Raw genomic sequence first — 14,508 nt, forward strand, 5'->3', positions numbered from 1 at the left:
GATGGGACAGAAAGTTAATCCGATAGCAAATCGTCTCGGCATCATCCGCGGTTGGGATTCCAACTGGTTCGGCGGCAAGGATTTCTCCGACAAGCTGGTCGAGGACGCCAAGATCCGCAAGTACCTGAATGTCCGTCTGGCCAAGGCTTCGATCTCGAAGATCATCATCGAGCGCACGCTGAAGCTCGTCACGGTAACCATCTCGACGGCGCGTCCGGGCATCATCATCGGCAAGGGCGGCCAGGAGGTCGACAAGCTCAAGGAGGAGCTCAAGAAGCTCACCGGCAAGGAGATCCAGATCAACATCTTCGAGGTGAAGCGTCCCGAGATCGACGCCGTGATCGTGGGTCAGAACATCGCACGCCAGCTCGAGGGCCGCGTTTCGTTTCGCCGCGCCGTGAAGACGGCCGTCGCTTCGACGATGCGCATGGGCGCCGAGGGCATCAAGATCCAGGTCGCAGGTCGCGTGGGCGGCGCCGAGATGGCCCGTACCGAGACCGTCAAGGAGGGTCGCATTCCGCTGCACACCTTCCGTGCCGACATCGACTACTGCCTCACGGAAGCCCTCACCAAGGTGGGCATCCTGGGCGTGAAGGTGTGGATCTGCCAGGGCACGGTCTACGGCAAGCGCGACATCTTCGAGATCGCCGGCGCATCGGCGCAGGCCCCCTCGGGCGACCGCGGCGAGCGTCGCGAGCGCCGTGGCGGCGATCGTCGCGGCGGTGACCGTCGCGGCGGACGTCGTGGCGACCGTCGTCAGAACAATCAGTAAGTAGGACCTTTTAAAGCAAAACGACAATGTTACAGCCGAAAAAGACCAAGTTTAGAAGAATGCAGAAAGGCCGCATGAAAGGTTTGGCTCAGAGAGGTAACCAGCTTGCAACCGGCTCTTTCGCAATCAAGGCACTCGAATCGGCCTGGATCACCGGTCGCCAGATCGAGGCGGCCCGTCAGGCCATCACCCGATACATGAAGCGTGAAGGACAGCTCTGGATCCGCATCTTCCCCGACAAACCCATCACGAAGAAGCCCGCCGAGGTGCGTATGGGTAAGGGTAAGGGTAATCCCGAAGGCTTCGTAGCGCCCGTTACGCCCGGCCGTATCCTCTTCGAGGCCGAGGGTGTGCCCCTGGCAATCGCACAGGAGGCCCTGCGTCTGGGTGCGCAGAAGCTGCCTATCACCACGAAGTTCATCGTGCGTCGCGACTACGTAGAAACCACCATTTAAGGGAACACAACATGAAAAGTGCAGAAATCAAGGATATTTCGATCAAGGACCTCGCCGAGCGCATCGAGACCGAGAAGGCGCAGCTGGCGAAGCTGAAGGTGCAGCATGCGGTGTCCCCCGTCGAGAACCCGTCGATCATTAAGAAGAGCCGCAGAGACATAGCTCGCATGCTGACGATCCTGCGCCAGAAAAACGCCAAATAATTACGACTATGGAAAGAAATCTTAGAAAAGAGCGTATCGGTGTGGTTGTCAGCAACAAGATGGAGAAGACCATTGTGGTTGCCGTCGCCCGCAAGGTCAAGCACCCGATCTACGGCAAGTTCGTCAACAAGACGACCAAGTTCGTGGCCGAGTCGCTCGACGAGACCTGCAAGGAGGGCGATACCGTACGCATCATGGAGACGCGCCCTCTGAGCAAGACGAAGCGTTGGAGATTAGTACAAATCATTGAAAGAGTTAAGTAGTTATGATACAACAGGAAAGTAGACTCGTAGTAGCTGACAACAGCGGTGCGAAGGAGGTTCTCTGCATCCGCGTACTCGGCGGTACGAAGCGTCGCTACGCTTCGATCGGCGACAAGATCGTGGTTGCGGTCAAGAGCGCCACTCCGTCGGGCGACGTCAAGAAGGGCGCCGTGTCGAAGGCCGTGGTCGTGCGCACGACCAAGGAGATCCGTCGTGCCAACGGTTCGTACATTCGTTTCGACGACAACGCCGTGGTACTGCTTAACAACCAGGGTGAAATGCGCGGTACGCGTATCTTCGGTCCCGTGGCTCGCGAGCTGCGCGACCAGTACATGAAGATCATCTCCCTCGCACCCGAAGTATTGTAATCATAAAAATAATTTCGGATATGTCAGTCAAATTACATATTAAGAAAGGGGATATGGTGCAGGTCATGGCCGGCGACAACAAAGGCAAGCAGGGTAAGGTCCTGAAGGTCGAGGTGTCGAAGCAGCGTGCCGTGGTCGAGGGTGTCAACCTGTGCAAGAAGGCCACGAAGCCCAATGCCCAGAACCCCCAGGGAGGCATCGTCGAGAAGGAGGCGCCGATCCACGTATCGAACCTCATGGTGCTCGATCCCAAGAGCGGCAAGCCCACGCGCGTGGGCCGCAAGGCAGATGCAAAAGGCAAATTAGTTCGTTACGCTAAAAAATCAGGGGAGGAGATCAAATAATGGCTTACGTACCTACACTCAAGACCCAGTATAAGGAGCAGATCGTCCCTGCCCTTATGAAGCAGTTCGGCTACTCGACCGTCATGCAGTGCCCGAAGCTTCAGAAGATCGTCATCAACCAGGGTATGGGCCAGGCTGTCGCCGACAAGAAACTCATCGACGTGGCCGAAGCCGAGCTGTCGCTCATCACCGGTCAGAAGGCCGTGCAGACCCGTTCGCGCAAGGACATCTCGAACTTCAAGCTGCGTAAGGGCATGCCCATCGGCGTGCGTGTTACGCTGCGCGATGCCAAGATGTACGAGTTCCTGGAGCGTCTGATTGCCGTGGCTCTGCCGCGTATCCGCGACTTCAAGGGTATCAACGAGAAGTTCGACGGCCAGGGTAACTACACCCTCGGTATCACCGAGCAGATTATCTTCCCGGAAATCGACATCGACAAGATTACCAAGATTTTCGGTATGGAGATCACTTTCGTGACCACGGCCAAGACCGACGAGGAGGCTTACGCTCTGCTTCGTGAATTCGGCCTGCCTTTCAAAAATGCTAAAAAGAACTAAGCCATGGCAAAAGAATCAATGAAAGCGCGCGAGGTGAAGCGTCAGAAGCTCGCCAACCGCTATGCTCATAAGCGCGAAGAGATTGCAGCCAAGCTGAAAAGCGGTGAAATCGACCACGAGGAGGCTTGGATCGCCTTGTCGAAGTTGCCGCGCAACGCGAATCCCATCCGCCAGCACAACCGCTGCAAGATCACGGGTCGTCCCAAGGGCTACATTCGCCTGTTCGGCATCAGCCGTATCCAGTTCCGCGAAATGGCCTCCAAGGGGTTGATTCCGGGCGTTACGAAAGCCAGCTGGTAGTTGACCGCTTTTCGGGCCGCAAGGCTCGGAGAGGGGAAGAATCGGGGCGGAGGGCCGAAAGCCGCCTGCCCCGGATTCTATGAATCATAAGGTCGTTGCATCCGGAAGGTGCATAGCCTGTGGCCGACGGCGGGGGAGCGATTGCCCGGCGTCAGCCGAAGGAACGACGGCCGATACGGGTGCCAGGCCCGTGTAGAGAAGTTGCAATGTCGGGGAAAGTGCCGCCGCAAGCGGTAACTTCCCGACGGCGGAACTCCTTGAGGGGACCGGGCATTTGTTACGGAATTCTTGCGCAGCCAAGGGTTCGGAACGAAAGAGAGAAGCAGGGCCGGAAAGGCCTGTGTGGCTCTTTTGTGACGGACCGAACAGGCTGAAAGCGGGAGCCGTACGGAAACATGTTGGCAACGAAAGGGTATGCTGACATGCTCCGTTTTCTGAAACGACCGACAAAACGCTTAGAAAACAAGGCGATAAGTTGGCCGTTTGAGAAATAATCCGTATATTTGCGCGCTTTGTATTCTGCGCGAAAGCCCGCGCATGTGTGTGGGAGGGCGGAAGACGAAGCGCATGAACCCAGATCGAACGCGGACGAGGACCCGGTTCCGAACTCCGAAGACGATACGAAAAACACTCAATAACAAACTTTTAATTTTAACTTCTATTCGTTATGACTGATCCTATTGCGGACTTTCTGACCAGAATTAGAAATGCAGTGAAAGCCAACCACAAGGTGGTTGAAGCTCCTGGTTCCAAAATTAAGCAGGAAATCACGAAGATCCTCTACGAGCAGGGCTACATCCTCGCTTACAAGTTCGACACCGACGAAAAGGGTCACCCCACCATCAAGATCGCTCTGAAGTGGGATGCCGCGACCAAGACGAACGCCATCAAGAACCTCAAGCGCATCAGCCGTCCGGGTCTTCGCCGCTACGCTTCGGTAGCCGACATGCCCCGTGTGCTGAACGGCCTGGGCATCGCCATCGTTTCGACCTCCAAGGGCATCATGACTGACGCCAAGGCGCGTCAGGAAAATGTCGGCGGCGAAGTGCTGTGCTACATCTACTAATCGGAAAACACTAAACACAACCACAATGTCAAGAATTGGTAAATTACCTGTAAACCTGCCCGCCGGCGTGACCGTGGAAGTCGCTGCCGACAATACGGTAAGCGTGAAAGGGCCACTCGGGACGCTGAGTCAGAAAGTCGACTCGGACATCAAGGTAGAGGTCGGCACGCACAAGGACCTCCACACGGAGAAGGAAACCCCTGCCGTGCTCGTATCGCGTCCGACCAACCAGCCGCGTCATCGCTCGCTGCACGGTCTCTACCGCGCACTGATCAACAACATGGTCATCGGCGTATCGAAAGGTTACGAGATTCAGCAGGAGCTGGTCGGCGTCGGCTTCAAGGCCGAAGTCAAGGGCCAGATTCTCGAAATGAGCCTCGGCTATTCGCACGACACGCACTTCATGCTGCCCAAGGAGGTGACCGCTACGGCTGTGACCGAGAAGAAGGGCAACCCCATCGTTACGCTCAAGTCCATCGACAAGCAGCTGGTCGGCCAGGTAGCCGCCAAGTTGCGCTCGCTGCGCAAGCCGGAGCCGTACAAGGGCAAGGGTATCAAGTTCGTAGGCGAACAGCTGCGCCGCAAGGCCGGCAAATCGGCAGGTGCCAAATAGTAAATAGTCTGAAGTTATGTCACTGAACAAGATAGAAAGAAGAGAGAGGATCAAGATGCGTATCCGCAAGATTGTCAGCGGAACGCCCGCACAGCCTCGCATGACTGTATTCCGCAGCAACAAGCAGATTTACGTACAGTTTATCGACGACCTCGCAGGTGTGACCCTCGCCACGGCTTCCTCGCTGGACAAGGAGGTGGCCGAAGCCGTCGCCGGCAAGAACAAGTGCGAAGTAGCCGCTCTGGTCGGCAAGCTGGCCGCCGAGCGTGCCGCAGCCAAGGGCATCACGACCGTGGCTTTCGACCGCAACGGCTACCTGTATCACGGAAGAGTTAAACAGCTGGCCGAAGCAGCACGCGAAGGCGGACTTAAATTCTAAGCGTTATGTCAAATACCAACATAAAGAAAGTACGCACGAGCGACCTTGAGCTCAAGGACCGGCTCGTAAGCATTCAGCGTGTGACCAAGGTGACCAAGGGCGGTCGTACGTTCAGCTTCTCGGCCATCGTGGTCGTAGGCAACGAGGACGGTGTCGTAGGTTACGGTCTGGGCAAGGCTTCGGAAGTGCAGGCCGCCATCGCCAAGGGCGTGGAGGATGCCAAGAAGAACCTGGTGAAGATTCCCGTTATCAAGGGTACGATTCCCCACAAGCAGGAGTATCGTTACGGCGGTTCGCAGGTCATGATTCGTCCTGCCGCTCCCGGTACCGGTATCATCGCCGGCGGTGCCATGCGTGCCGTGCTCGAATCGCTGGGTATCAAGAACGTGCTTGCCAAGAGCAAGGGTTCGTCGAACCCCCACAACTTGGTGAAGGCGACCATCGGTGCGCTGTGCGAACTGCGCGACGCCTACAGCGTGGCCCGTCTGCGCGGCATCTCGATGGACAAGGTGTTTAACGGTTAATTTCCGGACAAATGGCAAAGTTGAAAATCACTCAGATAAAGAGCCGCATCGGCGCCACGGAGCGTCAGTGCCGGAACCTCGACGCGCTGGGTCTCAAGAAGATCAACGCAAGCGTCGAGCACGAGGATTCGGCTATCATCAAGGGCATGATCGAGCGTGTGAAGCACTTGGTCAAGGTCGAGACGGTAGCATAAGTTTAACCACAAGAAGATCATTTTAGGATGGAACTCAATAATCTCAAACCCGCAAAGGGTTCTACGCACCACGACAAACGTGTCGGCCGCGGTGCAGGTTCGGGCCACGGCGGTTATGCGACCCGTGGTAACAAGGGTGCGCAGTCGCGCTCGGGCTACTCGCGCAAGCTGGGATTCGAGGGCGGTCAGATGCCGCTCCAGCGCCGTCTTCCGAAGTTCGGTTTCACGAACCTGAAGCGTGTGGAATTTAAGCCCATCAACCTTTCGACGCTCGAAGAGCTGGCTGGCAAGAAGTCGCTCACGGAGATTACCGTCGAGACGCTCGTCGCCGCAGGTTTCATTTCGTCGAACGACAAGGTGAAGATTCTCGGCAACGGCCAGCTGACCAAGAAGCTGACGGTCAAGGCGCACGCTTTCTCGAAGAGCGCCGCCGAGGCGATTGCAGCGGCAGGCGGCAGCGCCGAAAAACTGTAAGGAATCTTAGAATCCCACAATTATGAATCAGTATCTTGTTGTTGGTATCGTCTTTTTAGTGGTTATCGCTATCTTGGCGACCAACAAGAAATTGGTCGAAACGCTCAAGAATATCTATAAGATCGAGGAGCTCCGCAAGCGTGTCATCTACACCATCGGCTTGCTCCTGGTCTACCGCTTGGGTAGTTTCATCGTGATTCCGGGCATCGACCCCAACGCGTTGGGCGAGGGTTCGGCGTATGCCAGCCAGTTGGAGGGCAACGGACTTCTGGGTCTGTTGGACGTCTTCTCCGGCGGTGCGTTCGGCAACGCTGCCATCTTTGCACTCGGAGTCATGCCGTATATCACCGCTTCGATCGTCATCCAGCTTATGGGTATGATGATTCCGTATTTCCAGAAAATGCAGAAGGAGGGTGAGAGCGGCCGCCGCAAGATGAACCAGTGGACGCGCTTCCTCACCATCGGCGTGCTCCTGTTGCAGGGTCCGGCCTACATCGCCAACCTCTACCATCAGGTCCCCACCGCGTTCGTCTACGGCAACTCGTTCGGGTTCGTATGCTATGCGACGACGATTCTCATCGCCGGTACCATGTTCATCATGTGGCTGGGCGAGAAGATCACCGACAAAGGCATCGGCAACGGTATCTCGCTGATCATCATGATCGGTATCGTGGCCCGTCTTCCCCATGCGCTGCTGGCCGAGGTCAACGCGCGCATCCAGACGGCCACCGGTAGCGCCATCATGCTGATCTTCGAGCTCGTGCTGCTGTTCCTGGTCTTCATGGCTACGATCGCCCTGGTGCAGGCCGTCCGCAAGGTGCCTGTACAGTATGCCAAGCGTATCGTGGGCAACAAGCAGTACGGAGGCGTGCGTCAGTACATCCCGCTGAAGATGAATGCGGCAAATGTCATGCCGATCATCTTCGCGCAGGCGCTGATGTTCATCCCCGCGCTGTTCGCCAACGTGGCTCCCGGCTTCGCTGCCGCCTTCAGCACGATGACGGGTTTCTGGTACAACTTTACGCTGGCAGTGCTGGTAATCGTCTTCACCTACTTCTACACGGCGATTATCATCAATCCTCAAATGATGGCCGATGACATGAAGCGCAACGGAGGCTTTATCCCGGGAGTGAAACCGGGCAAGCAGACGGTGAACTACATCGATACCATCATGACGCGCATCACCCTTCCCGGTTCGGTATTCCTGGCCGTCGTGGCGATCCTGCCCGCACTGGCCATGAAGTTCCTGGGCATTCAGCAGGCGTTCGCCTACTTCTACGGAGGTACGTCGCTGCTGATTATGGTCGGCGTGGTGCTCGACACTCTCAAGCAGATAGAGAGCTACCTGCTGATGCGCCATTACGACGGTCTGATGAAGACCGGACGTATCCAGGGGCGTCATTAGGAGTTTTTCCGACGAGATTCTTAGCGAAGAATGATCTATTTGAAGACAGACGAGGAGATCGAACTGCTCCGTGAGAACAACATCCTGGTGTCGCAGACGCTGGCCGAGGTGGGCCGCCACATTCGTCCGGGCGTCACGACGCTGGAGTTGGACCGTATTGCCGAGGATTTCATCCGCGCGCACGGGGCAGTTCCCGCTTTCCTCGGGTATCAGGGATTTCCCGCTTCGTTGTGTATTTCGGTTAACGAACAGGTAGTTCACGGTATCCCGTCCGCAGACTGCGTCCTCAGGGAGGGCGACATCGTTTCGGTCGATTGCGGTACGTTTATGAAGGGGTTTGTTGGTGATTCGGCGTATACGTTCGCCGTGGGAGAGGTCGCCGAGGAAGTACGGCAGCTGATGGAAGTCACCAAAGAGGCGCTTTATAAAGGTACGGCGCAGGCCAAGGCCGGCAATCGCGTAGGCGACGTGTCGGCGGCCGTTCAGGAGCACGCCGAGCGTTTCGGCTACGGCGTTGTGCGCGAGTTGGAGGGACACGGTTTGGGTCGCAAGATGCACGAAGACCCCGGTGTTCCCAACTACGGCGCACGTGGCAGAGGTCCGCTTCTGAAGGAAGGCATGGTAATCTGCATCGAGCCCATGATCAACATGGGGACCAAAGCGGTGGTTTTCGAGCGCGACGGCTGGACGGTCCGCACCCGGGACCGCAAACCTGCGGCCCACTACGAATTCGCAGTGGCCGTACGGAAAGACGGACCCGACGTGCTGACGGATTTCAGTATCATCGAACAAGCTATAAACAACTAAGACTCAATGGCAAAACAAGCTGCTATCGAACGCGACGGCACGATCATCGAGGCCCTGTCCAACGCCATGTTCCGCGTCGAACTGGACAACGGCCACGTGTTGACGGCCCACATCTCGGGAAAGATGCGCATGCACTACATCAAAATCCTTCCCGGGGACAAAGTGAAAGTGGAAATGACGCCCTACGACTTGTCGAAAGGCCGCATTTCTTTCAGGTACAAATAATCGCTTTAAGACTATGAAAGTAAAAGCATCCATCAAGAAGCGCAGCGAGGATTGCAAGATTGTGAAGCGTAAGGGCAAACTTTACGTCATCTGCAAGAAGAATCCCAAGTTCAAGATGCGCCAGGGGTAGTATTTCAACAAGTAAGTTAAAGTAGAAAAAGAATTTTATGGCACGTATAGTTGGTGTAGATTTACCCAAAAACAAGAGAGGCGAGATCGGCCTGACCTATATCTACGGTGTCGGTCGCTCCACGGCTCGCAAGATTCTCGACGGAGCTGGTATCAGCTACGACGTCAAGGTTCAGGATTGGACGGATGACCAGGTAGGTGCTATCCGTTCGACGATCGCCGACATGGGCATCAAGGTCGAGGGCGAATGCCGTTCGATGGTCCAGCTCAACATCAAGCGTCTGATGGACATCGGCTGCTACCGCGGTATCCGTCACCGCCTGGGACTTCCGGTTCGCGGTCAGTCGACCAAGAACAACGCCCGTACCCGCAAGGGACGCAAGAAGACCGTCGCTAACAAGAAAAAGGCAACAAAGTAATCTTTAGAGAATTATGGCAAAGAAAACTGGAACAGTCAAGAAAAAGGTTGTTAAGGTGGGTGCCATGGGCAATGCCTATGTACATTCGACTTTCAACAACGTAATCATCACCATCACCAACGAGAACGGCGATGTGATCAGCTGGTCTTCGGCCGGTAAGATGGGCTTCCGTGGTTCTAAGAAGAATACTCCCTATGCCGCTCAGACTTCGGCCGCCGATTGCGCCAAGGTCGCTTACGACATGGGTCTGCGCAAGGTCAAGGTTTACGTCAAGGGTCCGGGTGCCGGCCGCGAGTCGGCCGTGCGTACGATTCACGGCGCCGGTATCGAGGTGATGGAGATCATCGACGTTACGCCGCTGCCGCACAACGGCTGCCGCGCTCCCAACCGCCGCCGCGTATAGTTCCGCGCCGGTACATTCATCTTACAGTTATTTAATTACGTCAAAGATCATGGGAAAATACATAGGACCAAAATCGAAAATCGCCAGAAAGTTCGGCGAAGCCATTTACGGGGCGGACAAGGTGCTCGAGAAGCGTAACTATCCTCCCGGACAGCACGGTCTGGCGCGCAAGCGTAAAAAGGTGTCGGAGTACGGTACGCAGCTCAGCGAGAAGCAGAAGGCCAAGTATACCTACGGGTTGTTGGAGAAGCAGTTCTCGCGTACTTACGAGCAGGCCGCACGCATGGGCGGTATCACGGGTGAGAACCTGCTGAAGCTGCTCGAGTGCCGTTTGGACAACGTCGTGTACCGTCTCGGTATCGCGCCCACGCGCGCCGCTGCCCGTCAGCTCGTTTCGCACCGCCATATCTGCGTCAATGGCAATGTCGTGAATATCCCTTCGTATTCGTTGCGTGCAGGCGACATCGTCTCGGTTCGCGAGAAGTCCAAGAGCCTCGAGGTGATCGCTGCTTCGCTGGCCGGCGGCAACCGCAGCCGTTACGCATGGCTTGAGTGGGACAACGCTTCGATGAGTGGCAAATTCCTCCAGAAACCCGAACGCGAGGCCATTCCGGAGAATATCAAGGAGCAGCTCATCGTCGAGTTGTACTCGAAGTAGTAATCAGCAAAATTCACGTTCATTGTTATGGCAATATTAGCATTCCAGAAACCTGAGAAGGTTATTATGCTTGAATCCACTTCTTCGTTCGGAAAGTTCGAGTTCCGGCCGTTGGAGCCCGGGTTCGGCATGACTGTCGGTAACGCCTTGCGCCGGATTCTGCTCTCTTCGCTGGAGGGTTACGCAATCACGACCGTCAAGGTAGCCGGTGTCGATCACGAGTTCGCCGCGATCCCCGGAGTGATGGAGGATATGTTGAATATCATCCTCAGTCTGAAGCAGGTTCGTTTTATCCGCACAGTCGACAATCAGGACGCCGAGAAGGTCTCCATTAACGTTGCGGGTGTGACGGAGCTGACTGCCGGATACATTTCTAATTATCTGTCGTTCTTCAAGGTGCTCAATCCCGAGTTGGTTATCTGCCACCTCGCTCCCGGTACCAAGATGCAGCTGACGATCACCATCGGCAAGGGCCGCGGTTACGTGCCCGCCGAGGAGAACGCTCCTGCCGAGTCCGAAATCGGTACGCTCCCGATAGATTCCATCTTCACGCCTATCAAAAACGTGAAGTATTCCATCGAGAACTACCGCGTCGAGCAGAAGACCGACTATGAAAAGTTGAATCTGGAGATTACGACCGACGGGTCGATCCATCCCAAGGAGGCGCTCAAGGAGGCCGCCCGGATTCTCATTCAGCACTTCATGCTCTTCTCCGACGAGAAAATCACCGTCAACATGGAGGATAACAACGGTGCCGAGGAGTTCGACGAGGACGTGCTCCACATGCGTCAGCTCCTGAAGACCAAGCTCTCCGACCAGGACCTTTCCGTGCGTGCGCTGAATTGCCTCAAGGCTGCCGACGTCGATACGGTGGGCGATTTGGTCAAGCTCAACCGCAACGATTTGCTGAAGTTCCGCAACTTCGGCAAGAAGTCGCTCACGGAGCTCGACGAGTTGCTGACTTCGTTGAACCTTAAGTTCGGTATGGATGTTTCTATCTACAAACTTGACAAAGATTAATTATGAGACACAATAAGAATTTCAACCACCTCGGCCGTCAGGCGGGACACCGCAAAGCGATGCTCTCGAACATGGCTTCGTCGCTTATCCTGCATAAGCGTATCGAGACCACGGTCGCCAAAGCCAAGGCTGTGCGCATGTTCATCGAGCCTCTGGTAACCAAGTCCAAAGAGGATACGACCCATTCGCGCCGCGTCGTTTTCTCCTACCTCAAGCAGAAGGAGGCCGTCACGGAGTTGTTCCGGACTATCGCGCCCAAGATCGCTTCGCGCCCCGGCGGTTACACCCGTATCCTCAAGACCGGGTTCCGTCTCGGCGACGCTGCCGACATGTGTATCATCGAGTTCGTCGACTTCAACGAGGCTTATACGCTCGGCGTTGCTCCCGCAGCGGCTGCTGAGGCCAAGCCCAAGACGCGTCGTTCGCGTGCCAAGAAGACCACCGACGCTGTCGAGGAGGCTACCGTTGTCGAGAATGCCGAGAGCACGGAGACTTCCAAGGCTGCTCCCAAAAAGGCCGCAGCTCCTAAGAAGGCTGCCGCTCCCAAGGCTCCTAAGGCTGCCGCCGCGAAAACGGCTGCTCCCAAGGTTGCTAAGAAGACCAACGTCGGTAAGAAGATGTAGTTTCGTCTTCCCGTTTCGTATCCGCGCCGCAACATTCCGTTGCGTCGCGGATTGTTTTTGCATACTTTCGCCATATAAATGGCTTTGGCCAATCGCTTTGTTGGCGTTTGGCGGCGTTTTGTTCTGCGGGCCGGATTCGTTTCGGGTTATTGCCGGATAAAGCAAAACCCCGTTGAACTTATGTTCAACGGGGTTTCAGTGCCCAGGACAGGAATCGAACCTGCACGCCTTGCGGCACACGCACCTGAAACGTGCGCGTCTACCTATTCCGCCACCTGGGCATGTAGGATTTACGGAGTGCAAAGATAGCGCTTTTTTCTGAACTTCCAAAAAATCGGAAGAAAAAATGTTGTTTGCGGTTGAGTTATTAATAAGCCCGTTTCCGATAAGTTGAACTTGCCGTGGCCGGGGAAGCTATATGAATGCGGCCTTGGCTGGTTACTGCTTGTCGAGGAATTTGTATTGGAATAACAGCAAGTAGACTACCGCCACAGAGATGTACGCATCGGCCAGATTGAAAATGGCTCCGAAGAAATAGTTGTTGCTGTCGACCAGAAAGCGCAGGAATCGCGGTACGCTGTTCCATTGAAACAGCGGGAAATAGAACATGTCGACGACTTTTCCCATCATGAATCCTGCGTAGTGGCCGCCGAATCGGGCGACTGAATAAGGCGTCGATTCGGAGAACAGCAGTCCGTAGAATGCGCTGTCGAGAATGTTGCCCACCGCTCCGGCGAAAATCAGCGCCAGACCGACGATCACCCCTGACGGCGTTTCTTTGCGTTGGCGGAGCAGCCGGCCGATCAGCCATGCGATGCCTCCCGCCAGTACGACGCGGAAAATGCCCAGCAGCAGTTTGCCCCAGTCGAAGCCGCCGCCCGACGCTATGTGCATGCCGAATGCCGCTCCGTTGTTTTCGATAAAGCGGAGTTGGAACCAGTCGGGGAAGACGATAATCGCTTCGTCGAGGTGCATGTGGGTCTTGACCCATATCTTGAGGGCTTGGTCGGCTATAAGCAGCGCAATTACAAGCAGGGATACTTTTTTGACAGTCATTGTTTTTGGTTTTCGTATGCACAAAGATAGTGCAAGGCGAGAGCAATCCCAAATTTATTTGGGGATTGCCGAGCCGCAGCCTATCTAAACCGACGCATCGCGGCGGTAAAGTGCAAGGCGAGAGCAATCCCAAATTTATTTGGGGATTGCCGAGCCGCAGCCTATCTAAACCGAGCGCAGCGCGGCGGTAAAGTAAAACATTAATTAAAAGGCAGTCCGGCAGATGCTGGACGCAGCGCACGGAGAAACCGTAGGCTCGGTTTCCGGCAGCCATTGGGTGGACAAGTCCCGAACGGTACCAGCAATCGCAGGCGTTTTGATTGCCGGCAACGTAAGACGACGAGCACCACACAACGCCCTCTGTGCCGACGAGCGTCAAGGCTCCCGTCGTACAGTGGCGGTTGCCCGCAGCAGGCGCTGAAGCAATCGCTCGGATGAACCGTGCCGAAGAATCCCAACAGAAGCCCCGGCTCGGACTGGAATGAATAACTGACGGCGTATTGAAACGTTTTAACAGCCTGCTAAAACGTTTTAGTCTTTCGGCGATGCGCCGTCAGCGGATTGCTGAATCTGCCTTACCTCGCTGGCGTACCTTTTCGACAAGCCGAGCGCGGCGCCGAATTTGTTCGGGCTGTGCCGCGGCAGGAAAAATGAACCGTAGCCCATGCCATTCCGGGTGGAGACTGCCTTTGCGGGTGTAAATTTAGTGAGAGAATCGTTTGGCCGGATTCTTTTTGGCCGAGCGGTTCGATTTTGTTGATCGCGATGTATGATATGGACGGAGCGCTTTATTCTTATATATTAAGGTATAGCCTTGTTCTGGCCCGTTTTTGGGACTTTTTCAACTTTTTTATGAAAAAAGATGTGAAAATATTTGCAGGTTCAAAAAATGTCGTTACCTTTGCATCCGCATTTGAGAAAACACGGTTCTTACAAAGATTGAAGGTTTGCAATAGAGGAGTTCGAAATCCTTGAGTGAACGGTGAAAATTCAGAAAATGCAACGTTCTTGAAAAAAAATATTTGCAGGATTGAAAAAGATGACATATCTTTGCAGTCCTTTCGCATCGCAAAATGCGGTTTTTTCACAGGTTCTTTGAATTACTGGTTATTTTTGAGAGAAATAGAAATGTAGTATTTATCTGTCAATTTCCTTTAAGGAAATAGAAATAGTCAGGACTCTAACAATACATTATTTTTTATACAATGGAGAGTTTGATCCTGGCTCAGGATGAACGCTAGCGGCAGGCTT

At 55.1% G+C, this 14,508-nt stretch carries 24 protein-coding genes and 1 tRNA gene; 23 read left to right on the plus strand and 2 right to left on the minus strand.

All coding sequences use genetic code 11. The features are described 5' to 3' along the window. Position 1 precedes the first annotated feature (1 nt). From rpsC to rplQ, 23 genes are all read left to right on the plus strand, one after another. The gene (gene rpsC, locus QVG21_RS07175; protein WP_148468467.1) at positions 2–772 is read left to right on the plus strand and encodes a 30S ribosomal protein S3; all 771 of its coding nucleotides are present in this window, start codon (positions 2–4) and stop codon (positions 770–772) included. Between the two features lie 26 nt (positions 773–798). Beyond that, positions 799–1,227, plus strand: coding sequence for a 50S ribosomal protein L16 (rplP, locus tag QVG21_RS07180; RefSeq protein WP_148468468.1), 429 nt, complete (start codon positions 799–801; stop codon positions 1,225–1,227). 11 nt (positions 1,228–1,238) lie between these two features. Beyond that, positions 1,239–1,430, plus strand: a complete 192-nt coding sequence (rpmC, locus tag QVG21_RS07185) for a 50S ribosomal protein L29 (RefSeq protein ID WP_148468469.1) — start codon at positions 1,239–1,241, stop codon at positions 1,428–1,430. Further along, positions 1,427–1,693: a 30S ribosomal protein S17 gene (gene rpsQ / locus QVG21_RS07190; protein WP_370649667.1), complete on the plus strand. Its 267-nt coding sequence runs from the start codon at positions 1,427–1,429 to the stop codon at positions 1,691–1,693. The genes rpmC and rpsQ overlap by 4 nt, the downstream gene beginning before the upstream one ends. Positions 1,694–1,695: 2 nt before the next feature. Continuing rightward, positions 1,696–2,061 (plus strand): 50S ribosomal protein L14, encoded by a 366-nt coding sequence (rplN, locus tag QVG21_RS07195; protein ID WP_018696462.1) that lies wholly within the window; start codon positions 1,696–1,698, stop codon positions 2,059–2,061. Positions 2,062–2,081: 20 nt separating this feature from the next. Then, positions 2,082–2,405 carry a 50S ribosomal protein L24 gene (gene rplX / locus QVG21_RS07200; protein ID WP_148468471.1) on the plus strand — a complete coding sequence of 108 codons (324 nt, stop codon included), beginning with the start codon at positions 2,082–2,084 and terminating at the stop codon, positions 2,403–2,405. Then, positions 2,405–2,962 (plus strand): 50S ribosomal protein L5, encoded by a 558-nt coding sequence (gene rplE / locus QVG21_RS07205; RefSeq protein WP_287923526.1) that lies wholly within the window; start codon positions 2,405–2,407, stop codon positions 2,960–2,962. The genes rplX and rplE overlap by 1 nt, the downstream gene beginning before the upstream one ends. 3 nt (positions 2,963–2,965) lie before the next feature. Further along, on the plus strand, positions 2,966–3,262 hold the full coding sequence (gene rpsN / locus QVG21_RS07210) for a 30S ribosomal protein S14 (protein WP_251214480.1): 297 nt from the start codon (positions 2,966–2,968) through the stop codon (positions 3,260–3,262). Between the two features lie 667 nt (positions 3,263–3,929). Next, positions 3,930–4,328 (plus strand): 30S ribosomal protein S8, encoded by a 399-nt coding sequence (gene rpsH / locus QVG21_RS07215; RefSeq protein WP_251214481.1) that lies wholly within the window; start codon positions 3,930–3,932, stop codon positions 4,326–4,328. 25 nt (positions 4,329–4,353) lie between these two features. Further along, a complete protein-coding gene (gene rplF / locus QVG21_RS07220) occupies positions 4,354–4,941 on the plus strand; it encodes a 50S ribosomal protein L6 (protein ID WP_279129912.1) in 588 nt (195 codons plus the stop codon). Positions 4,942–4,957: 16 nt separating this feature from the next. After that, entirely contained in the window at positions 4,958–5,320 is a 363-nt protein-coding gene (rplR, locus tag QVG21_RS07225) for a 50S ribosomal protein L18 (RefSeq protein ID WP_251214483.1), read from the plus strand. Between the two features lie 5 nt (positions 5,321–5,325). Then, positions 5,326–5,844 carry a 30S ribosomal protein S5 gene (gene rpsE, locus QVG21_RS07230; RefSeq protein WP_251214484.1) on the plus strand — a complete coding sequence of 173 codons (519 nt, stop codon included), beginning with the start codon at positions 5,326–5,328 and terminating at the stop codon, positions 5,842–5,844. Between the two features lie 11 nt (positions 5,845–5,855). After that, positions 5,856–6,038: a 50S ribosomal protein L30 gene (rpmD, locus tag QVG21_RS07235; RefSeq protein WP_251214485.1), complete on the plus strand. Its 183-nt coding sequence runs from the start codon at positions 5,856–5,858 to the stop codon at positions 6,036–6,038. 27 nt (positions 6,039–6,065) lie between these two features. Then, the gene (rplO, locus tag QVG21_RS07240; RefSeq protein ID WP_251214486.1) at positions 6,066–6,512 is read left to right on the plus strand and encodes a 50S ribosomal protein L15; all 447 of its coding nucleotides are present in this window, start codon (positions 6,066–6,068) and stop codon (positions 6,510–6,512) included. Positions 6,513–6,534: 22 nt separating this feature from the next. Next, a complete protein-coding gene (gene secY / locus QVG21_RS07245) occupies positions 6,535–7,917 on the plus strand; it encodes a preprotein translocase subunit SecY (protein ID WP_287923536.1) in 1,383 nt (460 codons plus the stop codon). Between the two features lie 30 nt (positions 7,918–7,947). Next, the gene (map, locus tag QVG21_RS07250; protein WP_251214488.1) at positions 7,948–8,724 is read left to right on the plus strand and encodes a type I methionyl aminopeptidase; all 777 of its coding nucleotides are present in this window, start codon (positions 7,948–7,950) and stop codon (positions 8,722–8,724) included. A 6-nt stretch (positions 8,725–8,730) separates the two neighbouring features. After that, positions 8,731–8,949 carry a translation initiation factor IF-1 gene (infA, locus tag QVG21_RS07255; RefSeq protein ID WP_251214489.1) on the plus strand — a complete coding sequence of 73 codons (219 nt, stop codon included), beginning with the start codon at positions 8,731–8,733 and terminating at the stop codon, positions 8,947–8,949. A gap of 13 nt (positions 8,950–8,962) precedes the next feature. Next, positions 8,963–9,079, plus strand: coding sequence for a type B 50S ribosomal protein L36 (gene ykgO, locus QVG21_RS07260; protein ID WP_010262443.1), 117 nt, complete (start codon positions 8,963–8,965; stop codon positions 9,077–9,079). 37 nt (positions 9,080–9,116) lie between these two features. Then, positions 9,117–9,497 carry a 30S ribosomal protein S13 gene (gene rpsM / locus QVG21_RS07265; RefSeq protein ID WP_251214490.1) on the plus strand — a complete coding sequence of 127 codons (381 nt, stop codon included), beginning with the start codon at positions 9,117–9,119 and terminating at the stop codon, positions 9,495–9,497. 13 nt (positions 9,498–9,510) lie between these two features. Next, positions 9,511–9,900: a 30S ribosomal protein S11 gene (rpsK, locus tag QVG21_RS07270; protein WP_251214491.1), complete on the plus strand. Its 390-nt coding sequence runs from the start codon at positions 9,511–9,513 to the stop codon at positions 9,898–9,900. Positions 9,901–9,949: 49 nt separating this feature from the next. Further along, positions 9,950–10,558, plus strand: coding sequence for a 30S ribosomal protein S4 (gene rpsD / locus QVG21_RS07275; RefSeq protein WP_251214492.1), 609 nt, complete (start codon positions 9,950–9,952; stop codon positions 10,556–10,558). Positions 10,559–10,585: 27 nt separating this feature from the next. Next, positions 10,586–11,578, plus strand: coding sequence for a DNA-directed RNA polymerase subunit alpha (locus tag QVG21_RS07280; RefSeq protein WP_287923564.1), 993 nt, complete (start codon positions 10,586–10,588; stop codon positions 11,576–11,578). 2 nt (positions 11,579–11,580) lie between these two features. Continuing rightward, positions 11,581–12,201 (plus strand): 50S ribosomal protein L17, encoded by a 621-nt coding sequence (gene rplQ / locus QVG21_RS07285; protein ID WP_287923567.1) that lies wholly within the window; start codon positions 11,581–11,583, stop codon positions 12,199–12,201. A 199-nt stretch (positions 12,202–12,400) separates the two neighbouring features. Here the strand turns inward: rplQ and QVG21_RS07290 are convergent. Together QVG21_RS07290 and QVG21_RS07295 are read right to left on the minus strand one after the other, a co-directional pair. Further along, positions 12,401–12,482: transfer RNA gene (locus tag QVG21_RS07290), tRNA-Leu, on the minus strand. A 157-nt stretch (positions 12,483–12,639) separates the two neighbouring features. Then, positions 12,640–13,257 carry a signal peptidase II gene (locus QVG21_RS07295; protein WP_287923569.1) on the minus strand — a complete coding sequence of 206 codons (618 nt, stop codon included), beginning with the start codon at positions 13,255–13,257 and terminating at the stop codon, positions 12,640–12,642. Positions 13,258–14,508 lie beyond the last annotated feature (1,251 nt).

Origin of the sequence: Alistipes sp. UBA6068 (assembly GCF_949428155.1) — a bacterium.
Classification (GTDB): domain Bacteria; phylum Bacteroidota; class Bacteroidia; order Bacteroidales; family Rikenellaceae; genus Alistipes; species Alistipes muris.